The 20,656-nt window shown below is 53.1% G+C and carries 26 protein-coding genes; 21 read left to right on the top strand and 5 right to left on the bottom strand.

Annotation, left to right across the window (positions count from 1 at the left end; all coding sequences use genetic code 11):
- The first annotated feature begins 38 nt into the window (after positions 1-38).
- The 9 genes from AC8GFP_RS09145 to AC8GFP_RS09105 all read left to right on the top strand — a co-directional run bounded on the left by AC8GFP_RS09145 (position 39) and on the right by AC8GFP_RS09105 (position 8,264).
- Complete coding sequence (locus AC8GFP_RS09145) at positions 39-1,058, top strand: TRAP transporter substrate-binding protein (RefSeq protein WP_506612458.1); 1,020 nt, start codon at positions 39-41, stop codon at positions 1,056-1,058.
- Complete coding sequence (locus AC8GFP_RS09140) at positions 1,055-2,875, top strand: TRAP transporter large permease (protein WP_506612456.1); 1,821 nt, start codon at positions 1,055-1,057, stop codon at positions 2,873-2,875. The genes AC8GFP_RS09145 and AC8GFP_RS09140 overlap by 4 nt, the downstream gene beginning before the upstream one ends.
- A 51-nt stretch (positions 2,876-2,926) precedes the next feature.
- Positions 2,927-4,030: a histidinol-phosphate transaminase gene (gene hisC / locus AC8GFP_RS09135; RefSeq protein ID WP_506612454.1), complete on the top strand. Its 1,104-nt coding sequence runs from the start codon at positions 2,927-2,929 to the stop codon at positions 4,028-4,030.
- Between the two features lie 17 nt (positions 4,031-4,047).
- The gene (hisB, locus tag AC8GFP_RS09130; RefSeq protein WP_506612452.1) at positions 4,048-4,641 is read left to right on the top strand and encodes an imidazoleglycerol-phosphate dehydratase HisB; all 594 of its coding nucleotides are present in this window, start codon (positions 4,048-4,050) and stop codon (positions 4,639-4,641) included.
- A 7-nt stretch (positions 4,642-4,648) separates the two neighbouring features.
- A complete protein-coding gene (gene hisH, locus AC8GFP_RS09125) occupies positions 4,649-5,302 on the top strand; it encodes an imidazole glycerol phosphate synthase subunit HisH (RefSeq protein WP_506612450.1) in 654 nt (217 codons plus the stop codon).
- Between the two features lie 24 nt (positions 5,303-5,326).
- Positions 5,327-6,067, top strand: a complete 741-nt coding sequence (gene hisA / locus AC8GFP_RS09120; protein ID WP_506612448.1) for a 1-(5-phosphoribosyl)-5-[(5-phosphoribosylamino)methylideneamino]imidazole-4-carboxamide isomerase — start codon at positions 5,327-5,329, stop codon at positions 6,065-6,067.
- Between the two features lies 1 nt (position 6,068).
- The gene (gene hisF / locus AC8GFP_RS09115; protein WP_506612446.1) at positions 6,069-6,869 is read left to right on the top strand and encodes an imidazole glycerol phosphate synthase subunit HisF; all 801 of its coding nucleotides are present in this window, start codon (positions 6,069-6,071) and stop codon (positions 6,867-6,869) included.
- A gap of 396 nt (positions 6,870-7,265) precedes the next feature.
- Positions 7,266-7,682: a hypothetical protein gene (locus tag AC8GFP_RS09110; RefSeq protein ID WP_506612444.1), complete on the top strand. Its 417-nt coding sequence runs from the start codon at positions 7,266-7,268 to the stop codon at positions 7,680-7,682.
- Positions 7,683-7,811: 129 nt separating this feature from the next.
- Positions 7,812-8,264, top strand: a complete 453-nt coding sequence (locus tag AC8GFP_RS09105) for a hypothetical protein (RefSeq protein ID WP_506612442.1) — start codon at positions 7,812-7,814, stop codon at positions 8,262-8,264.
- A gap of 824 nt (positions 8,265-9,088) precedes the next feature.
- On the opposite strand, the gene AC8GFP_RS09100 is transcribed toward AC8GFP_RS09105, so the two are convergent.
- Positions 9,089-10,230, bottom strand: a protein-coding gene (locus AC8GFP_RS09100) for an IS3 family transposase (RefSeq protein WP_506612422.1) whose coding sequence is annotated in 2 segments (ribosomal slippage) — positions 9,089-9,984 and positions 9,984-10,230 — 1,143 coding nt in all. Because the reading frame shifts where the segments join, the coding sequence is not laid out codon by codon here.
- A 218-nt stretch (positions 10,231-10,448) separates the two neighbouring features.
- Between AC8GFP_RS09100 and AC8GFP_RS09095 the strand changes: the two genes are divergently transcribed.
- The 7 genes from AC8GFP_RS09095 to AC8GFP_RS09065 all read left to right on the top strand — a co-directional run bounded on the left by AC8GFP_RS09095 (position 10,449) and on the right by AC8GFP_RS09065 (position 14,049).
- A complete protein-coding gene (locus AC8GFP_RS09095; protein ID WP_506612440.1) occupies positions 10,449-10,934 on the top strand; it encodes a DUF2971 domain-containing protein in 486 nt (161 codons plus the stop codon).
- A gap of 127 nt (positions 10,935-11,061) precedes the next feature.
- Positions 11,062-11,961, top strand: a complete 900-nt coding sequence (locus AC8GFP_RS09090; RefSeq protein WP_506612438.1) for a hypothetical protein — start codon at positions 11,062-11,064, stop codon at positions 11,959-11,961.
- A gap of 79 nt (positions 11,962-12,040) precedes the next feature.
- Positions 12,041-12,613 carry a hypothetical protein gene (locus AC8GFP_RS09085; RefSeq protein WP_506612436.1) on the top strand — a complete coding sequence of 191 codons (573 nt, stop codon included), beginning with the start codon at positions 12,041-12,043 and terminating at the stop codon, positions 12,611-12,613.
- A gap of 136 nt (positions 12,614-12,749) precedes the next feature.
- A complete protein-coding gene (locus AC8GFP_RS09080) occupies positions 12,750-12,968 on the top strand; it encodes a DUF433 domain-containing protein (RefSeq protein ID WP_506612434.1) in 219 nt (72 codons plus the stop codon).
- Positions 12,952-13,278, top strand: a complete 327-nt coding sequence (locus AC8GFP_RS09075; protein WP_506612432.1) for a hypothetical protein — start codon at positions 12,952-12,954, stop codon at positions 13,276-13,278. Before AC8GFP_RS09080 ends, AC8GFP_RS09075 begins: the two co-directional genes overlap by 17 nt.
- Positions 13,279-13,398: 120 nt before the next feature.
- Positions 13,399-13,617 carry a DUF433 domain-containing protein gene (locus tag AC8GFP_RS09070; protein ID WP_506612430.1) on the top strand — a complete coding sequence of 73 codons (219 nt, stop codon included), beginning with the start codon at positions 13,399-13,401 and terminating at the stop codon, positions 13,615-13,617.
- Positions 13,618-13,776: 159 nt separating this feature from the next.
- Positions 13,777-14,049 (top strand): BrnA antitoxin family protein, encoded by a 273-nt coding sequence (locus tag AC8GFP_RS09065; protein ID WP_506612428.1) that lies wholly within the window; start codon positions 13,777-13,779, stop codon positions 14,047-14,049.
- Positions 14,050-14,109: 60 nt separating this feature from the next.
- Here AC8GFP_RS09065 and AC8GFP_RS09060 read toward each other — a convergent pair whose 3' ends face one another.
- Together AC8GFP_RS09060 and AC8GFP_RS09055 are read right to left on the bottom strand one after the other, a co-directional pair.
- Positions 14,110-14,505: a type II toxin-antitoxin system HicB family antitoxin gene (locus AC8GFP_RS09060; protein ID WP_506612426.1), complete on the bottom strand. Its 396-nt coding sequence runs from the start codon at positions 14,503-14,505 to the stop codon at positions 14,110-14,112.
- A gap of 26 nt (positions 14,506-14,531) precedes the next feature.
- A complete protein-coding gene (locus AC8GFP_RS09055) occupies positions 14,532-14,711 on the bottom strand; it encodes a type II toxin-antitoxin system HicA family toxin (protein ID WP_506612424.1) in 180 nt (59 codons plus the stop codon).
- Between the two features lie 167 nt (positions 14,712-14,878).
- Here AC8GFP_RS09055 and AC8GFP_RS09050 point away from each other — a divergent pair.
- The 3 genes from AC8GFP_RS09050 to AC8GFP_RS09040 all read left to right on the top strand — a co-directional run bounded on the left by AC8GFP_RS09050 (position 14,879) and on the right by AC8GFP_RS09040 (position 17,018).
- A protein-coding gene (locus tag AC8GFP_RS09050; RefSeq protein WP_506612422.1) for an IS3 family transposase occupies positions 14,879-16,020 on the top strand; the annotation gives its coding sequence in 2 pieces (ribosomal slippage) (positions 14,879-15,125 and positions 15,125-16,020; 1,143 coding nt in all).
- A gap of 39 nt (positions 16,021-16,059) precedes the next feature.
- A complete protein-coding gene (locus AC8GFP_RS09045) occupies positions 16,060-16,476 on the top strand; it encodes a hypothetical protein (RefSeq protein ID WP_506612420.1) in 417 nt (138 codons plus the stop codon).
- 152 nt (positions 16,477-16,628) lie between these two features.
- A complete protein-coding gene (locus AC8GFP_RS09040) occupies positions 16,629-17,018 on the top strand; it encodes a phosphopantetheine adenylyltransferase (RefSeq protein WP_506612418.1) in 390 nt (129 codons plus the stop codon).
- A gap of 6 nt (positions 17,019-17,024) precedes the next feature.
- Here the strand turns inward: AC8GFP_RS09040 and AC8GFP_RS09035 are convergent, their stop codons facing one another.
- Both AC8GFP_RS09035 and AC8GFP_RS09030 read right to left on the bottom strand, forming a co-directional pair.
- Positions 17,025-17,552: a GNAT family N-acetyltransferase gene (locus AC8GFP_RS09035; RefSeq protein WP_506612416.1), complete on the bottom strand. Its 528-nt coding sequence runs from the start codon at positions 17,550-17,552 to the stop codon at positions 17,025-17,027.
- A 150-nt stretch (positions 17,553-17,702) separates the two neighbouring features.
- Complete coding sequence (locus AC8GFP_RS09030) at positions 17,703-18,977, bottom strand: NADH:flavin oxidoreductase/NADH oxidase family protein (protein WP_506612414.1); 1,275 nt, start codon at positions 18,975-18,977, stop codon at positions 17,703-17,705.
- 82 nt (positions 18,978-19,059) lie between these two features.
- Here AC8GFP_RS09030 and AC8GFP_RS09025 point away from each other — a divergent pair, with 82 nt between their 5' ends.
- On the top strand, positions 19,060-19,500 hold the full coding sequence (locus AC8GFP_RS09025; protein WP_506612412.1) for a winged helix-turn-helix transcriptional regulator: 441 nt from the start codon (positions 19,060-19,062) through the stop codon (positions 19,498-19,500).
- A gap of 455 nt (positions 19,501-19,955) precedes the next feature.
- Positions 19,956-20,456 (top strand): DUF6803 family protein, encoded by a 501-nt coding sequence (locus tag AC8GFP_RS09020; RefSeq protein ID WP_506612410.1) that lies wholly within the window; start codon positions 19,956-19,958, stop codon positions 20,454-20,456.
- Positions 20,457-20,656 lie beyond the last annotated feature (200 nt).

The following is a 20,656-nucleotide window of genomic DNA, read 5'->3' as shown; positions in this document are numbered from 1 at the left end:
TGGCAGGGTGCACGCTATCGGCTAGCATCCGTGTCACCATGAGCCCAAACCAACACCCCCGCCGCCAACTCCTGAAAGCCGCCGCAGGTGCTTGCGCTTGGCCGCTGGTCAACCACGCTTGGGCGCAAAACGCCGAGTTCAAACTCAAGCTGGCCAACAACTTCCCCATCACCCACCCCACCAACATCCGCATGAAGGAAGCGGCGGACGCGATCCGCGCCGAGTCCAAGGGCCGGGTGGACATTCAGCTGTTCCCCAACAACCAACTCGGCGGCGACACCGACATGTTGTCGCAGGTGCGCTCGGGCGCGATCGACTTTTTCATGCTGTCCGGCCTCATCTTGCAAACCCTGGTGCCGGTGGCCGGTATCAACGGCTTGGCCTTTGTGTTCAAAGACTACGCCACGGTGTGGGCGGCGATGGACGGCGACTTGGGTGCGCATGTGCGCGGAGCCATCGCCAAAGTGAATTTGCACGCCTTCGACCTTTGCTTTGACAACGGCTTTCGCAACATCACCAGTTCCACCAAACCCATCCAAACCCCGGCCGATTTGCAGGGCTTCAAAATCCGTGTGCCGGTCAGCCCTTTGTGGACCTCGATGTTCAAAGCCTTTGGCGCCTCACCTGCGTCCATCAATTTCAGCGAGGTGTATTCCTCCTTGCAAACCAAGATCGTCGAAGGCCAAGAGAACCCGCTGCCGCTCATTGAATCAGCCAAGTTGTTTGAAGTGCAAAAGTACTGCTCCATGACCGGCCACATGTGGGACGGCCAATGGGTGTTGGCCAATGCCAAACGCTGGGCCAGCCTGCCGCCCGATGTGCAAGCGCTGATTGCGCAGCACTTCAAAAAAGCCGCCTTGGTGCAACGCGACGACATCCGCCGCTTGAACAATGTGCTGGAAGCGCAGCTCAAAACCAAAGGCATGGTCTTCAATTACCCCGACATCAAACCCTTCCGCGAAGTCTTGTCCAAGGCTGGTTTCTACCAAGAATGGAAAACCAAGTACGGCCCCGAAGCCATCGGCAAGCTCGAGAAATACACCGGTAAATTGGCATGACCCTGTCTTGGCCTGAGCGGGTGTTGCGGGCCTTGGCCGAGTGGCCAGCGGCTTTGTTGGTGCTGGCCGAAATCGTCGTGCTGTCCTTGGGCGTGGTTTACCGCTATGTGCTGCAAACGCCGCTCACCTGGTCGGACGAACTCGCCTCGGTGTTGTTCTTGTGGCTGGCCATGCTCGGTGCGGTGGTCGCCATGCAGCACGGCGAGCACATGCGACTGACCGTGTTTGTCGCCAAGCTGACGGAGCCCAAGCGCCGCAAAGTGGAGAGCTTGGTGGCCTGCCTCACGGTTTTGTTTTGTGCGACTTTGCTGTGGCCAGCCATCGAGCACATGAACGAGCAATGGGTCATCCTGACACCCGCCTTGGAAATCCCGGATGCGCTGCGCGTGGCGGCGGTGGTGGTGGGTTTGGGGCTCATGTTGCTGCAGTCTTTGTTGCAACTGTCGCGGGCTGCGCGGGGTGCCGACTTGGCTTGGGCGCTGGGCTGCTTGCTGGTGTTGGGCGCTGCGCTTCACTGGGCCAGCCCGTTCTTGATGAACTTTGGCCACGGCAATTTGCTGCTGTTTTTCGTGCTGATGGTGGGCGTGTGCGTGGTCATGGGTTTGCCCATCGCGTTTGCGTTCGGGCTGTGCACCTTGGCCTATTTGCAGTTTTCAACCAGCACACCACTCACCATCGTGGTCAGCCGCATCGATGAAGGCATGTCGCACCTCATCTTGCTGTCGGTGCCCTTGTTTGTGTTCTTGGGCGCGTTCATCGCGGTCACCGGTTTGGCCAAAGCCATGGTGCAATTTCTGGCCTCGCTGTTGGGCCATTTCCGAGGTGGTTTGCAATACGTGTTGTTGGCCGCCATGTACTTGGTGTCCGGTATTTCAGGCTCCAAAGCCGCCGACATGGCGGCGGTGGCCCCGGCCTTGTTTCCCGAGATGAAACAACGCGGCGCCGACCCGGGTCGCTTGGTGGCCTTGTTGGCCGCCTCGGGCGCCATGAGCGAAACCATCCCACCCAGCTTGGTCTTGATCACCATTGGCGCGGTCACGGGTGTGTCGATTGCCGCCTTGTTCATTGGCGGCTTGATGCCGGCCTTGGTGGGCATGCTGGCGCTGTGCGTGGTGGTGTATTGGCAAGCGAGACGAGAAAACACCTTGCGGGTGGCTCGCACCCCGCTGCCCGAGGTGATGCGCTATTTTTGGCTGGCGCTGCCCGCCTTGGCCCTGCCTTTCGTCATCCGCTCGGCGGTGGTGGAGGGCGTGGCCACGGCCACTGAAGTGTCGACGATTGGCATTTTGTACACCTTGATCGTTGGCATGTTGTTCTACCGGCAAATGGACTGGCGGCGCATCTACCCGATGCTGGTGGAAACCGCGTCTTTGTCCGGGGCCATTTTGCTCATCATCGGTTGCGCCACCGCCATGGCCTGGGCGCTCACGCAGTCGGGTTTTTCGCGCGACTTGGTGGAACTCATGACGCAAGTGCCGGGCGGGGCCATGGGCTTCATGATCGTGTCCATGCTGGCATTCATCATTCTGGGCAGCATGTTGGAGGGCATTCCAGCCATTGTGTTGTTCGGTCCCTTGCTGTTTCCAGTGGCCAGGGCTTTGGGCATCCATGAGGTGCACTACGCGATGGTGGTGGTGTTTGCCATGGGCTTGGGCCTGTTTGCGCCGCCCGTGGGCGTGGGTTTTTACGCGGCCTGCGCGATTGGCAAGGTCGAGGCCGACTTGGCCTTGCACAAAATTTGGCCATATCTGGGCGCGTTGATGGTGGCCTTGTTGGTCATCGCTTTTGTGCCTTGGGTGTCCATCGGTTTCCTCTGAAGCGGCGCGGCGTGGGCGCACAACCCCGCCGCCTATAATTTGGGCACTCCCATGCGCCCTCTGAAATTCATCCGTCCCGACCTGCAAGCGATGCAGGCCTACCACGTGCAATCCGCCACGGGCATGGTCAAGCTGGACGCGATGGAGAACCCCTACACCCTGTCCCCCGAACTGCAAGCGCAGTTGGGTGCGCGTTTGGGCGCCGTCGCCATCAACCGCTACCCCGGTGACCGCATCGACGATTTGAAACACGCTTTGTCTGAATTTGTCGGCTTGCCCGAGGGCTGGCAGCTGATGTTGGGCAATGGTTCGGACGAACTTATTTCGCTTTTGTCCACGGCTTGTCATTTGCCCGGTGCCAGTGCCTTGGCCCCCGAGCCTGGTTTTGTCATGTACGCGCTGAGTGCCAAATTCCAAGGTTTGACCTATGTGCCCGTGGCCTTGCGTGACGACTTCGAGCTTGATGAAGCCGCCATGAGCGCGGCCATCGCCCAGCACCAACCGGCCATCGTGTATTTGGCCTACCCGAACAACCCGACCGCCAATTTGTGGGATGTGGCGGTGATGCGCCGCCTGATTGCGCAGGTGTCGGCCTATGGTGGTTGGGTGGCTTTGGACGAGGCCTACCAGCCGTTTTCCAGCGCCACCTGGTTGGATGAAATCCAACGCGACCCCGCTGCCAACGCCCAGGTGCTGCTGATGCGCACCTTGTCCAAGTTTGGTTTGGCCGGTGTGCGCATTGGCTACATGCTGGGCCGCGCCGATGTGGTGGGGCACTTGGACAAACTGCGCCCGCCCTACAACGTGAGTGTGTTGAACGCCGAATGTGCTTTGTTTGCGCTGGAGCACCGCGCCGAGTTTGAACGCCAAGCCCAAGCCATTTGCACCCAGCGCGATCGGCTGTTGGCCGCTTTGAAAGCCTTGCCCGGTGTGACGCCTTACGCCAGCCAAGCCAATATGTTGTTGGCCCGTTTCAGCGGGGACGAGCAAGTGGCCACACGCGTGTTTGAAGCCTTGAAAGAACGCCGTGTGCTGGTGAAGAACGTTTCTAAAATGCACCCGGTGCTGCACCACTGCTTGCGGCTCACCGTGGGCACCCCCGCAGAGAACGATCAATTGCTCAAGGCTTTGCAAGACGTACTGGCCACGCTTTAACAAACCAAACCCAAACCATGACACAACGCACCGCTGAAGTTCGCCGCGACACCAAAGAAACCCAAATCTTCGTGCGCATCAACTTGGACGGCACCGGCCAGTCCGAGCTGTCCACCGGCATCGGTTTCTTCGACCACATGCTGGACCAAATCGCGCGTCATGGCCTCATCGACCTGCACATCCAAGCCACTGGCGACCTGCACATTGACGGCCACCACACCGTGGAAGATGTCGGCATCGCGCTGGGCCAAGCCGTGGCCATCGCTGTGGGTGACAAAAAAGGCCTGCGCCGTTATGGCCACGCGTTTGTGCCCCTGGATGAAGCCCTGAGCCGCGTGGTGGTGGACTTCTCTGGCCGCCCCGGTTTGGAAATGCACGTGCCCTTCAAGAGCGGCATGATCGGCCACTTCGATTCGCAACTGGCCTTTGAGTTTTTCCAAGGCTTTGTGAACCATGCGTTTGTCACGCTGCACATTGACAACCTGCGCGGTGAAAACGCGCACCACCAAGCCGAGACCGTGTTCAAAGCTTTTGGCCGCGCCTTGCGCGACGCCCTCGAGCTGGACCCCCGTGCTCTGGGTGTGATTCCATCCACCAAAGGCACGCTCTAAGCCCTTCATGCGAACCGTTGCAGTCATTGATTACGGCATGGGCAATTTGCGCTCGGTGGCGCAAGCCGTCATGGCCGCAGCGCACGACAGCAACATCCAGGTCGTCATCACCGCCAAACCCGAAGAAGTGCAGGCCGCCGAGCGCGTGGTGCTGCCCGGCCAAGGCGCGATGCGCGACTGTATGCGCGAACTGCACGACAGCGGTTTGATGCCCGCCGTGTTGGATGCGGCGGCCAACAAACCCCTGTTTGGTGTGTGCGTGGGCATGCAAATGCTGCTCGACCACAGTGCTGAAGGCGGCGCAGATGGCACGGCTTGTTTAGGTTTGGTCCCCGGCGAAGTGGTGAAATTTGATTTGGCCGGTCAACACCAAGCCGACGGCAGCCGCTTCAAGGTGCCACAAATGGGCTGGAACCAAGTGCGGCAAACCCAGGCGCACCCGCTGTGGGCCGGGGTGCCCGACAACAGTTATTTCTACTTTGTGCATAGTTTTTACGCCCGCCCGTTAGATGCACGCCACACAGCGGGGGTAAGCGATTACGGCCAAAGCTTTACCTCGGTGGTTTCTAGGGATAATATTTTTGCCACCCAGTTCCATCCTGAAAAAAGCGCCGACATGGGTTTGATGCTCTACCGCAATTTCCTCTCCTGGTCACCTTGACCTCTTTCACTCTTACTTCAATTTATGCTGCTCATCCCCGCGATTGACCTCAAAGATGGCCATTGCGTTCGCCTGGTTCAAGGCGACATGGACCAATCCACCGTCTTCAGCGAAGACCCGGCCCAAATGGCTTTGCAATGGGTGAACAAAGGCGCACGGCGTTTGCACCTGGTGGACTTGAACGGCGCGTTTGCCGGCAAGCCGCAAAACTACAGCGCCATCCGCAGCATCTTGAAAGCCGTGGGCGACGATATTCCGGTGCAACTGGGCGGCGGCATCCGCGACCTGGACACGATTGAAAAATACATCGATGGCGGCATCCGCTACATCATCATCGGCACCGCCGCTGTCAAAAACCCCGGCTTTTTGCAAGATGCTTGCAGCGCCTTTGGCGGCCACATCATCGTGGGGCTGGACGCCAAAGACGGCAAAGTGGCCACCGACGGTTGGAGCAAACTCACCGGCCACGAAGTGGTGGACCTGGCGAAGAAGTTTGAAGACTACGGTGTCGAGTCCATCATCTACACCGACATTGGCCGCGACGGCATGCTGAGCGGCATCAACATCGACGCCACCGTCAAACTGGCGCAAGCCCTGTCGATTCCCGTCATCGCCTCGGGTGGCTTGGCAGGCATGAAAGACATTGAAGGCCTGTGCGCCGTGGAAGACGAAGGCATTGAAGGTGTGATTTGCGGCCGCGCCATTTACAGCGGCGACCTCGATTTCGAACAAGCCCAAGCCCGCGCCGACGAGTTGAACGGCTGACATGCTGGCCAAACGCATCATTCCCTGTCTGGACGTGACGGCAGGACGGGTCGTCAAGGGCATCAATTTTGTGGAACTGCGCGACGCCGGAGACCCGGTGGAAATTGCGGCGCGTTACAACGAGCAAGGCGCGGACGAACTCACCTTCCTTGACATCACCGCCACCAGCGACGGGCGCGACGTGATTTTGCACATCATCGAAGCCGTGGCCAGCCAAGTGTTCATTCCTTTGACCGTGGGCGGCGGTGTGCGCACCGTGGACGATGTGCGCCGCCTCTTGAATGCGGGTGCCGACAAAACCAGCTTCAACTCGGCAGCGATTGCCAACCCCCAAGTGATTCGCGACGCCTCTGAAAAATATGGTGCGCAGTGCATCGTGGTGGCCATCGACGCCAAGCGCCGATCAGCCCAAGATGAGCAACGCGTGGGCGCAAACGGTTTGCCCATGGGCCCCGGCTGGGATGTGTTCAGCCACGGCGGGCGCCAAAACGTGGGACTGGACGCGGTGGCTTGGGCCACGCAAATGGCCGAGTACGGCGCGGGCGAAATTTTGCTGACCAGCATGGACCGCGACGGCACCAAAAGCGGCTTTGATTTGGAACTGACCCGCGCTGTGAGCGACGCTGTGCCCGTGCCCGTGATTGCCTCCGGTGGTGTGGGCAACCTCGACCACTTGGCCGACGGCATTCAAACCGGCGGCGCCGATGCGGTGCTGGCCGCGAGCATTTTTCACTATGGTGAATACACGGTGCAGCAGGCCAAGCAGAGGATGCGGGAGCGTGGGATACCTGTGAGGTTGTGAGGTGGTTGGGTTGAGCTGAAAGCTTTTCTTCATGCCCAGGGTGATGGCGTTTGACCCCATTGATGGGCCTTAAAAGACACAGAGATTCCGAATATTTATTGCTTCCTAAATAATATAAATATTCATTTATTTGAGCTAATTAATACACATTTTTGAAGCTATAGTGCCGATAACGCAAACAATCGCGCAGCTGGTCAAGCAAGCGGGTGGATTGCAAGAAGGAGCACTGAGTTTCATGGCAAATTTATACCCATACGAAATCACATTGCGTAAGCCTGTGCGCCAAGGCGCGAGCTACTTGCAGGCATTGCATCAAACTGGTGTGTCGAATCGGCTCGGATGTATCAACCGGGTTTTGCGGTCTACATCACGTTAGAGCCCACTTTTGGAGGAACCATGAAAGCACTGAAATTCACATTCTCCCTTGCTGTCGCCTTAGCCGTTACCGCGTGCGCCACCGTGCGAAAGCAAGACCTCGATGCGTGGGTCGGCATTCCCGTCGAAGCTCTCGATACCCATTCCTTTTTCATTACCGTGCCCATGTATCGCAGTGTCACATCGAGCGGAATTGAAATCCGGAACTATGCAAACGGCGCAGATGTTGCACAGTGTTTCAGTAACGCCAGCGGCAGCAGTACCGGCAAGTATGTGAACGCAAACGCGTTCACAACCTGTTCAAGTAACCGTATCGTTTGCAACAATATTTTCTACATCAAGGATGGCGTGGTTATCGAGTATGCCCCGACCGGACGCTGCTACACGGATGAAACCGTTCAGCCGCAACCTCGCTATCTGCAACTCAACAAAAAGTAGCCAATTGTGGCGAAGTTGGCTCTAACACTGCGCTCCAAGGGACGCTGCGCGATAAAGCCGCGCAGCGCCCCTGACCTTGAACGTTAGGCCTCGGTATCCACCATTCTTCGTAACCCGATCGATAAAGACATGAAGTTACTAAAGGTATTGCTAGGAATCGTCATTCTTGTCCCACTCATTCTGATTGCCACTGCCTACGTTCTAAACAAAGCAGTTGGTCCCGTTGGCTGGGCGCAACGGGACGCAGAAAGCCGTCTACGGCAGCTGATGAAAGATCCAGATTCAATGGTCGTCCGATCGTCATTTGTCGTGCAGCGAGCATCCAAGACGGGTGGTGTGGAGATTTCCGTTTGCGGCATCGTGGACGGACACAACAGTTTCGGCGGCTACAGCGGCGGACAGCGTTTCGCTTCCCTTAGCTACCATTATCCAGAGCTTCAGACTTTTCACACTCCCTCGGTAGAGATCGAAGACCCGGCGCAGAAGGCCCAAGCAGAGAAGCTTGGCAGACTTTCGGCCTTCGAGAAGGTTTACTGGAACTCACGTTGCGTTGACAGCGCTAACCTTCCGCTGCAGCCATGAGGCCTAACATTTCGCTCAAGCGGACCAATCAATTGCTTCGCGATTGATGTTGCCGCTTAGCTCCAGCGTTAGGCTGCACGTGAAGCACGAATCACTTCCCCAGAAGACCGATCGTCTGTTGCGTGCAATTGGATCAGTGGTAGTCGAGTTTCAATTCATTGAGTCCGTAGTTGCTGAAGCGCTTGCTCGCCGCTTTGGTATGAGCGACTCCGACGACGCGCACCGAGTTTCGGCCGCTATGAGTTTTCGGCAGAAGGTAGAGTTGCTTTGCGATCTGCATGCGCAAAAGCCCGTGTATGAACGAACTGATCTCACAAGTGACGTGTTGAGAGCTTCCCTTGGCAAAGCGGAAGAGTTTCGCAACTCCGTTGTTCACTCTTTCTGGTACGTCGCTGGATCTGAGTCTGCCGAATGGCATAGAACCAAAGGATCACTGCGATCAAAGTATGGATTTCGCGTTACGCACAAGACCGCGAACGGCTCAGTGCTTGAAGAGGGTCACAAGGCTATGTACAAGATCCGTTGTTGGTACACGAGCTCCAACGAAGAACTTGCTGCAGCCACTGCTCATCTTCGTCGGCAAATCGAATTCCTTGGGTCTCAGAGTGCAGCCTAACTTGGCGCTTCAGCCGACCCCCTACAGCATGCCGCCACTCACGGCCGGGCATGTCTTTCGGGCATTCTGGCCCGGCCGTTCCCTGCGTCACTCCTCCGCGGGCGGCTGAGCTATACGCTAGGCTTCATACAACCAACTTTCGATGGCATCCAACTCCTCAACACATCTCTACCGCATTCTGGCATTCCCCCAAACCTGTAGACACTTCTCATAGCGCAGTTTGACGCTGCCGCTCGAACTCATGGGGGCTGAGTTGATCAAGATGCTTGTGACGTCGAACACGATTGTAGAAACCCTCGATGTAATCAAAGATGTCTGACTTAGCCTCAGCCCGCGTTTGATAAATCCGCTTCTTGATTTTTTCACTCTTCAAGTTACTGAAGAACGATTCGGCCACAGCGTTATCCCAGCAGTTGCCCCGACGACTCATGCTTGGGCTCAGTCGGTTGTCTTTGCACCAACGATTGAACTCATCGCTGCCAAATTGGCTGCCCTGATCCGAATGAATGATGACCGAGTCTTTAGGTTTCCTTCGCCACACAGCCATCGTCAGTGCATCCAGCACCAAGCTCGTTTGCATACGTGAACCCATGCTCCAGCCCACCACCGCACGCGAGTGCAAATCTAGTACAGCCGCCAAATACAGCCAACCTTCATGTGTGCGGATATAGGTGATATCCGTCACCCAAGCTTGGTCGGGTTCGTCGTGTTGGAACTGGCGCTGCAATTGGTTGGGCGCAACCAATGAAGGCTTGCCCACTTTGTACCTAGGGCGTTTGTAGCCTCGAACTGATTTGATTTGAGCCGCACGCATCAGCCGTGCCACGCGGTTCTCACTGCATGCCACGCCAGCCTCTCGTAAATCACAGAAGATGCGTGGGCTGCCGTAAATGCCCATGCTTTGATCAAAGAACTCGCGGATCTGCACAGTCAAGGCCTCGTTAGCTTTGGCTCTTGGGGACTGTGGTTCATGCAGCCAAGCGTAGTAGCCGCTGCGGTGAACTTTGAGAACACGGCACATGCTGGTGAGTCGAAATTCAGTTCGGTGCGCTTGGATAAACGCGTACTTCACCCGGACTGCTTGGCAAAGTACGCGGCGGCCTTTTTTAGGATGTCGCGCTCCTCGGTTGTTCGTCGCAGTTCAGCCTTGAGTTTGGCCATCTCAGCTTGCATCGCTTTGAGATCATTGGATTCAGGTTCATCCGCCTTTTTGAACTTGCTGACCCATGTGTACAGAACACCTTCAGCAATTCCCAGTCGCTTGGATACATCCGGCACCGCATAACCCTTATCGATGACTTGTTTAACCGCTTCTTCCTTGAACTCAGGCGTGTATTTCGTTCTCTTCATTTCTTTCACTCCAATCCAGTTTTGACATTATTGAATGTCTACTGAATTGGGGGAATGCCATTCTTAGTTTCAATCACGTAGTGGATCTTCTTGAATCCAAAGAACTTCACTTTGTATCGCCGTCGCAGTGGGAGGATCCGTACGAAAGAATACTCGTGCACAGGCGCTCCCATGCAATCTTCGCGCAGTGTTGGACTAAGAAGGCTGCCTCTGACGCAATGTGGAGAATCTACTCGGCGAATCGGACTGCCGTTCGAATACGGACGAACCGCGTAAAGCTCCAACGCGAGCTATCAAGGCACAAAAACCGCAGCGAAATAGATTTTCTAATTGGCGACGTTGAGTACCTTTCGCTAAGCGAATTCAATAAGAGAATTAATGCGGTGGCAGCCGATTTGAAGCAGAAGTACTTGCCGCGACGAGCGGCCGATACGCTACTTGCAAAGCGGCAGGCTTTTGATCACGAGGCAGAGGTGCGAGTCATCATTCATGATCGAAACCTTACAACACGAACAAAACCCAAGCCCTTCTACCGCATACCGGTAGACACCGATACCCTAATCGATAGCATCTTTTTTGATCCTCGATCGGATGAAGCATTTGTCAAGATGGCCACTTACTACCTTGAAAACTCGCTGCAGTTTAAAGGCACCATTGCCAAGTCAGCGCTGTATCGCATTCGCGATCCTATCGTCGTCGAATGAAGCCTAACCCGCCGCTCAACCGGACGTGCAACAGCGTTCGTCGCCCGTGCCTCATTTCATTCTGGCCCGGCCGCCGCCCGCCGGTTAGCTTCACGTTATGCATCTATTGCGGCCAAGGAGGTTATCCATGTTGAGTAGTGACTACTTGGCAGATGCTCAGAAGCTGACGAGGCTAGCTTCTCCGCATATCAATTCTTCAATGTCACCGGAGAACGCGATTCAAGGGGCGCTGTTGTTTGCGCTTGGCGTTGAAAAGCTACTCAAGCATGTATTGGCGGATATCAACCCGATATTCGTATTGAAGGTAGCGGATTTCAAGCACTCGGCTCCTTCGATCTATGGCAACAGGATTGTGCATACCGGGAAGAACGACGAAATCGATACCAAACCCGATTCCGACGTTATTACTTTCCGGGTTTCGCTTGGCCGGTCAAAGGTGTTTTCCAAAGCTGCCAATAAATACAGCCAAATGCTTTACACCCTTGCTCATTGGAGGGATGTCATTGCTCATAGACCTACCTCGGAACTGGATCTAGCAAAAGTAGCACTCATGCTACAGAAGGATGCGTTTCCTCTCGTCACCGAGTTTGCCGCAGAGCTAGGTATCTCGCCATCTGAGTTCTTTGGCGACGATGAGAAACGGCTAACCGAACTAAGCAGCAAACTCACAAATCGCGAAAAGTTTGAAACGGAAATGAACCAACTGCTAGCAAATCACTTGGCGTTATGGGAACACAGAAGCTCCCAAGGAGACTTTGCAGCACAGGCCAACGACATAACCTTCTCGCTCCTGAAACAAACTGGGGCAGACTATGCCTACGACGGAGTTACATGCCCTGCCTGTGGCAACCTATGTACCGTTCGCATAGAACCAGACTACGACTACGCGGATGGTGAATCGTATCTATCGGGAGTGTATGCAGAACAACTCCAATGCTATTTCTGCGGTCTCAAACTCGATACCTACGAAGCCTTGAGCTTCGTCAACGTGGATGGCCTTTTGGCCTCAGCGTATGAAGATGCATAACCCTGCGTTCGAGGCGACCTGCGCGAAAAGCCGCGCAGGCGCCTCAACTCCACGTTAGACGTCGCATTCCCGTGTCAACATGAATCTAGAACTATTGGATAAACATCCTCTGCGACATGCAATAGAGGAGTTTTCTTCCGCTGATGCCGCTTACCGCAAAATGGTGGAAATCGGGGTTGTCAATTTTACAGAGTACGAAAAGGCGTGGCGTACCTTTCTCCATCGGATCGAGAGAGTCTGGACAAAGACCCAGGCGGCATCGCATCGCATGCCCAGATGGCAAAGGATTGAATCAGAAGTTTCTCGTCTTCGAAAGACCGATCCGCTGCTGAACTATTTGCAGCAGGCCCGTAACGTTGAGGAGCATTCGATCCAAGAACTTGCGACCGATTGGGAAGCAAAACTCACCGCTGTCCAGATTGGCACTGAAGTTCAATTGAGTTGGCAGCCTTGGGATCGGCCCCTGCTACCTGTCAAAAATCGAGGTGTCAAGTTCGATCCGCCAAGGATTCCCTTGGGTAACAGTATCGTGCCACTGTTGGGCAAAGGGAAAGCCGAACCTAGGGTGGTCGCGGAATTGGCGTTGCGCTTCTACGTTGATTTTCTAAATAGAGTTTCAACAGAGGTGGTCGGTGAACTACGCGACGTCTAACCCTGCGGTCAACACGGAAATTGCGCATAAAGCCGCGCAAGGCCGGTTACCGCCACGTTTGAATCGCCCCGGGTATTGAGGAGGCTCCAAACTCTGAGAAGATGGAAGCGCTAAACTCTTTTCCCTGGAGGTGCATATGGACTCTGCAATCGTCACGCGAGACCCTGAAATCATGAGTGGTGCCCTGTGCTTCGCGGGAACGCGCGTCCCCGTGAAGAACTTGTTCGACTACTTGGAAGGATCCTCCTCGCTAGAGGACTTCCTTGAGGACTTTCCCTCTGTGTCCCGCGAGCGCGCAGTAGCTGTACTAGAGGCTGCGCGTCAGAGCTTGGCTGCAGATGCGCCTGCTGCTTGATGAGTGCGTGCCCGCACGCTTGCGGAGGGCACTTCCATCGCACCAGTTATCCACGGTTACTCAGGAAGGCTGGTCCGGCGTAAAGAATGGGAAGCTGTTGGCGCTCGCAGCAGCAAGATTTGATGCCTTCATAACAGTCGACAAGAATCTCCCTTATCAACAGAACACATCAACTCTGCCGGTTTCGGTCTTCGTCCTGGACGCGCTTTCAAATGAGCTGCCATACCTGCTGCCTCTTGTTCCGGAACTTGAAGCCGCTTTATCGAGCCACAAGCAAGGCAGCTATGTGCTGTTGCGCACTGAGGCCTAACCCCTCGCTCAAGCGGACCGATGCCCCCAAGCGCACCAAGCCTTCCAATTACCCACGAACCTCCCCAAAACCACCCCGGCGGGTAAACTAGCTCAGCTGAAATGCTGACGGAGCCTCCCCATGACCAGCAACCTCATCACTGTTGATCCCGATATTCAAAGCGGAGCACCCGTTTTTGCAGGGACACGCGTGCCAATCCAAAACCTTTTCGATTACTTGGAAGATGGCGATTCGTTGGATGTGTTTTTAAAGCAGTTCCCGTCTGTCACACGGGGGCTGGCCGTAGGCGTTCTTGAGAAGGCCAGAATGTCCCTGGTTGCCGATGCGCATTCTGCTTGATGAGTCGCTTCCACACGACCTTGCACCGTTGCTACCTGAGCTCGCAGTCGTTTTGAATCATTTGACCCCTCGTACATTGCGTACGGTTGGGGTCTAACGCTTCGTCCAGTCCATTGAAGTCATGTTTCAGTCGCAATATTTTCAGTATGAGCAAAGCCAATGAACGTGAACAAAACCGCATCGCGCCGCTCCTTGACATCTAACGTGAAGCAAGTTGACGCCCATGTCATTGCGCCGCACGAATATGAAGAGTTGCCAGAACTCACCGAAGACATGTTGGCTCGCGCCAAGCTGAAAAAAGGTGGCCGTCCAATGTCAGCCAGTCCGCGCAAATCCATCTCCTTGCGCCTGCCCCCTGAAGTCATCGAGCGCTGGCGAGCCACCGGCCCTGGTTGGCAGACCCGCATGGCCGAGCGGTTGAGCAAGGTTTAAAGATCGGCGGAGCTGAAACCCTTGCGTTGCGCGTTATCACTGAGCGGCCATAGCTGTTCGTTAAGTCCGCGTCGCCATGGCCTGCATTGCAGCGCTGGCCAAAAACCCTGATCGTGTCATTTGGTGTGCCTGGGCCCAAGCGTCAATCTGCTGCACCAAGTTCGAAGGCAGGCTGACATTCAGGCGCACAGGTCGAGTGTCAATGCGGCTCAGGTCCAAGTCCACCAACATCCAAACACCACCCGCGTACGCGGCTTGACCCACCAACAGTTCAAGCGGTGTGGGAGGTGGCACTGCGTCAGCCTCTCCGCTGAAATGGGCTTCTACCGCTTCTTGCACCGCAGCGGGTAAGTCGCTCCAATCGTCCACCGCAGAAAAGCAGCCCGGAAAGTCGGGGAACGTCACGCCATGCGCGTGATCCGCATCACCTGGATGAACATAGACGGGGTACAACATGTGCGAACTCCTTGGGTCTCAAGGCCTCAAAGGCCAGCTTGTTTGAAGATGCTGCGCACTGTTGGCAATGGCAGGTCTTTTTTGGGGTGGGGCACCGTCACCTTGCCCGGCTTGGTGAGGTGCTTGAATTGGTGGTGGGAGCCCACCACATGCACCAAATACCAGCCGTCGGCCTTGATCCGTTTGATGATGTCAGTGCTTTTCACGGTTAAATTCTACACACTTATACACACAAAAAACCGAGAAATTTTGGTTGGGCTGCTTTCAGAGAGACTCCTTAATGATTGCAATTGCATGGTTCAAACAGGCCAAGTGGCATTCCCCCAATTCAGTAGACATTCAATAATGTCAAAACTGGATTGGAGTGAAAGAAATGAAGAGAACGAAATACACGCCTGAGTTCAAGGAAGAAGCGGTTAAACAAGTCATCGATAAGGGTTATGCGGTGCCGGATGTATCCAAGCGACTGGGAATTGCTGAAGGTGTTCTGTACACATGGGTCAGCAAGTTCAAAAAGGCGGATGAACCTGAATCCAATGATCTCAAAGCGATGCAAGCTGAGATGGCCAAACTCAAGGCTGAACTGCGACGAACAACCGAGGAGCGCGACATCCTAAAAAAGGCCGCCGCGTACTTTGCCAAGCAGTCCGGGTGAAGTACGCGTTTATCCAAGCGCACCGAACTGAATTTCGACTCACCAGCATGTGCCGTGTTCTCAAAGTTCACCGCAGCGGCTACTACGCTTGGCTGCATGAACCACAGTCCCCAAGAGCCAAAGCTAACGAGGCCTTGACTGTGCAGATCCGCGAGTTCTTTGATCAAAGCATGGGCATTTACGGCAGCCCACGCATCTTCTGTGATTTACGAGAGGCTGGCGTGGCATGCAGTGAGAACCGCGTGGCACGGCTGATGCGTGCGGCTCAAATCAAATCAGTTCGAGGCTACAAACGCCCTAGGTACAAAGTGGGCAAGCCTTCATTGGTTGCGCCCAACCAATTGCAGCGCCAGTTCCAACACGACGAACCCGACCAAGCTTGGGTGACGGATATCACCTATATCCGCACACATGAAGGTTGGCTGTATTTGGCGGCTGTACTAGATTTGCACTCGCGTGCGGTGGTGGGCTGGAGCATGGGTTCACGTATGCAAACGAGCTTGGTGCTGGATGCACTGACGATGGCTGTGTGGCGAAGGAAACCTAAAGACTCGGTCATCATTCATTCGGATCAGGGCAGCCAATTTGGCAGCGATGAGTTCAATCGTTGGTGCAAAGACAACCGACTGAGCCCAAGCATGAGTCGTCGGGGCAACTGCTGGGATAACGCTGTGGCCGAATCGTTCTTCAGTAACTTGAAGAGTGAAAAAATCAAGAAGCGGATTTATCAAACGCGGGCTGAGGCTAAGTCAGACATCTTTGATTACATCGAGGGTTTCTACAATCGTGTTCGACGTCACAAGCATCTTGATCAACTCAGCCCCCATGAGTTCGAGCGGCAGCGTCAAACTGCGCTATGAGAAGTGTCTACAGGTTTGGGGGAATGCCAGGAGTCAGCAATGCCAAGAGCAAAGAAAACATGGACTGAAAAGATGCAGGCAAAACCGCCTCACTATGTCGTCTTGGACAAGGACTTTGCAGGAGTACCAAAAGGATCAAAGCTTCATATTTCTTGTCCAGTAGAAGTTGCTGCTGAACTCAAGAACATCACGCCAGGAACCATCATCTCCATTCAAGCTTTTCGGCGCAGACTGGCGGAGAAAAACAACTGTGATGCTGCCTGTCCAGTGTCAACATCTCTCTTTCTCAGAATCGTTGCCGAGCACACTTGGGAAGAGTTCAGTCGAACTGGCAGCACAAAAGGTCTCGCACCGTTTTGGAGGGTGGTTGAGTCAAGTTCACCCATGGCTAAGAAATTGAATTTTGACGCTGCATGGATTGACTTACAACAGGATCTTGAGAAGCAAAATAGTTAGCATTGCTTATCTCAGCAAACTTGAGATTCTGTGTAGTTAGGGTAATAAAATTCAGAGGATGCTGAAATGTCGTTTCTCACGATACTCCAGCGTACAGCAACGGGACGATGAATGCATGTCGGGTAAACTGACACGACGTCAAGGAGCAAAGAATGCGATTTATTCTTCCCGCCATGTTGCTGATTGTGGGCATCATTCATCTCTTGCCCTTGTCAGGTGTTTTGAGTGCCCATCGATTGCAGATGCTTTATGGCATCGCCGTAGAAGATCCCAACTTGGAAATATTGATGCGCCACAGGGCTGTGCTCTTTGGCTTGTTAGGTGCTTTTTTGATTGCTGCTGCATTCTTGCCCAGCTTTCAACTTGCCGCATTGGTGGCAGGTTTTGCCAGCGTGGTTTCGTTTCTCTATTTGGCTGCAGCTGTTGGAAGTTTCAACGAACAAATCAATAGAGTCGTGATTGCCGACAAAGTGGCGGTTATTTGCTTGGTTGTGGGTGCTGTTGCTTACGCTATGAACCGATTGAATGCAGATCAAATCTAAGCAACATCAATCAGCATCTATGTAGTAATAGCAATGCATCACTGGGGTTCCATTCAAAGTTCTTGGCGCTGTGTGAGACAGCTTTCCACCAATTTTCTCCATGGCTTTTTGAGAGCGTACGTTGTCAATGCCAACATGAAACCAAACTCGCTTTGCCCAATTAAATGCATGCGATAGCATCAAGTCTTTCATTTCTGCGTTGACTAAGCCTCCCCAATGCAACCTGCTTAAATAAGTAAACCCGACTGCGATTTCACGATGCTTTGCATCTACGTCGTAATATCTTGAAGACCCAATAATCTCATTTGTTTTTGAATCAACTGCGACCAGTGTTGAATGGGATGCCAGCCCTGTTTGAAAAATCTCAGCATCAAAAACCGCTCGCTGATAACGCATTGGGCTGGGGTGCTGCTCCCAAATCAGTGGATCGCTTGCAACTTTGTACAGACCTTCAGCGTCCTCGATTTGTAGTGGACGAAGATAAATGGAGTTGCCAATTAATGTAGGCTGTAGATCACATAAGTTCTCTGACATTTCCTAATTATGAATCAACACGTCATAGAGAATGGTTAGATCAAGCGGTGTCGAGGCAGCGTCCAACAACGGGACGGTTGAGTAGGTGTCAGTTCGACCCGTCACTACGGCAACAGGGCAGCTGATGTCTTTTTAAAGGATGAATCTGAATCAAGCACGCATACGCTTGGTTTGGTAGCTTCCCCAACCGCTTTTGATCAATGATGCTAAAAATGCCCACAACCCACGTTCGTGAGGTTTTGGTTCGCCGCCTTTTGCAATTCGTTTCAACTGACGTGCATACCAAAGAATTTCCATGACGCCCATTTTGTCAATTGCCTTGATGCCTGTGCTGATTGGTTTAACTATCTCTACAGAATCGTGCCCTTGAAGTAACAACTTCGGTGCATCAGGATCTATTGCAAGTAAACGAGCCAGCCCAATCACATCAACAGCACCCGTTTGAATCGCAGTATTCATCCCGTTGAAAGTTCGAAAACCACCAGTGAGCATCAACGGAACTTTGGTAGTGGAGCGAATTTTTTCAGCAAAGGCTTGAAAGTAAGCTTCACGTGCAACTGTAGAAGAGCGTTGTGGTTGCTGAACAGCGCCGCTCATAGCGGGTGCTTCATAAGTACCACCAGATATTTCTATCAAATCAATACCTGCTTCAGCCAGTGCACGAATCGTCTCCATAGATTCTTCTTCTGTGAAACCACCTTTTTGGAAATCAGCTGAATTGAGCTTGATAGCGATAGGAAAATCCGCACCTACTTGCTTGCGTATTTCTTCATACACAGCCATAACAAAACGACGCCGATTCTCTGTACTGCCACCCCATTCATCAGTTCGCTGGTTGTGATGAGGTGACAAGAATTGGCTGATCAAATAACCATGTGCACCGTGAATTTGGACGCCACTGAAGCCAGCCTTCTTGCAAATAGAAGCACTTCGTCCAAATCGTTGAATAATTTCAAGTATCTCTGCTGTTGTTGCTTCGCGTGGAGTTTCAAAAAATGCTGCCATGTCTGAACGAAATGGAACTGCTGATGGCGAAAGATTGCTAATGTTCAATCCTTTGGGTGATTGTTTACCGGGATGGTTCAGTTGGACCCACAAGGTTGACCCATGTTCAGTGACACCAGTTGCCCACTGTTTCAATACGGTCAAATCAGATTCATCTTCAATCACCACATTACCTGGTTCACCCAGAGCCCTGCGATCAATCATCACATTGCCAGTCAGGAGCATGCCAATGCCGGACTTAGCCCATCTTTCATACAAATCAACAAGCAAATCCGTTGGACGGTTATCGTAAGTAGCAAGCGCCTCACTCATTGACGCCTTAGCCAATCGGTTGGGTAATTTGCTGCCATTTGGAAGATGCAATTCTTGAGTCAACAAATTGGGTTGATTGGCAGTGTTGTTGAATGATTGATAGCTCATGAAAGTGCTCGCGCAAAAGGGTTGATATCGAATTAGTAGTTATGTTACTATCAATTTGAAACTAAGTCCCTATCCTCCTGATATGAATGTTCAAAATAATCTCAACGAACCGTGCCCCATCGCTCGAAGTCTTTCAGTTGCTGGGGATGCGTGGAATCTATTGATATTGCGTGATGCACATGCCGGTCTGAAACGATTTGATCAATTTAGGAAGAATCTAGGCATAGCGCCAACCATGCTGACTCGTCGACTCAGTGTATTGACAGAAGAAGGATTGTTGGAAAAACGTCGCTATATGGACAATCCACCTCGTGAAGAATATTTGTTAACCCCTGCGGGGCAAGATTTTTTGCCTGTGCTGTTCATCATTGGCGCTTGGGGTAGAAAGCATAGAAGCGGTAATGACAGAGTTCAATTTTTAGACGCAGAAAATGGAACGGAAATTCAAGCAGTAGCCATTGATGCAGTAACAGGTGCTGCAATTGGATCACGCGCAATACAAATTATTTCTTCAAATATGTAGCATCAGCGTCAAGCAACGTTTAAGTTGAACCGACACTACGCACGAGGGGTCCTATTGCCCTCTAGAATAAGCTAATGCGAATCTGGTGCTTGACATTGTGTTTGAGTTTGATCAGTGGTTTATTCCACGCATCTGCCATGCCATTGGAAACCTTGTCAACCTCACCAGTTGTGTTTATCACCGCTGAAAGCCACACGGCATGTCACGAAGTACAAGACACCAGCCACCCTAAATCTTGTCATATCACTGGTCATTTGTGTTGCTTAGGCTTCACCACATTAGCAAGCCACACGCCACAAGCTGCTTTCCGTTTGAATCACATGTGGAATCCTGTTTTTCAAACATTGCTTCTTCAAGAACATCCATACAAGCAGTTCAAACCTCCCAAGCGTCTTCTCCAAATCTAAAAAACATCTTGCCCCTTTGTGGGTTGTTGAATTTGATTGGAGAATGAAATGAACATGACGCATTACATGGAGTTGTTGGCCACCAACCAACCCTGGAACTTATTGATATTCATGGCCATTCCGATAGTGCTGGCGGAAACGCTGGCCATCAGCGAGTTGTATCTGCTGTCCACACGCAAGTACACGGGCTGGGTCAATAGCTTGAACCGCATGGTGGGCATCACGGTGGGTTTGTATTTCATCGGGGTGATCATTTACCTTATGAAAACCGCTGTGTGGCCCATCACCCAAGCGGGTGAGTGGCGCACAGTGATAGATGTTGTGGCGGTTGGCAGTTATCTGATTGGCGGGCTGCCTCTCATCTACATTGCTTTTCAGGAATTGGGTTGGGTCAATGCACAAGCGACAGATGAGTCCAAGCGTCAGACACATGCCATTTGTGTGGCATTGTTTTTGGTGTTCGGACATATCGCAATGATTGCTGGCATGTTGGATCCCGCGTTACTTGGCTATGTGCCTGAAGGCATGTCAGAGATGCACAACCATTGACTGTGTGAAGTTTGGAAATGGTGTCTTTTCACAAGACATCATTTTCCCAGGTAATCGTCCCCTAGAACCAAGGTCTGAGAAGTAGAATTTTTTCCAATGGAAGAGGTTCTAAATGAAGAGATCAAAATTCATCGACAGCCAAATCATTGATTCAGTCAAAAGCATTGAAGCGTTGAAACGCATTGATCGCAAAGAAAGTA

Source organism: Limnohabitans simekii (SeqCode) (assembly GCF_965234735.1).
GTDB classification, from domain to species: Bacteria; Pseudomonadota; Gammaproteobacteria; order Burkholderiales; family Burkholderiaceae_C; genus Limnohabitans; species Limnohabitans simekii.
The sequence above is the reverse complement of the archived record's forward strand: the minus strand, read 5'-3'. Positions and strand labels throughout refer to the sequence as shown.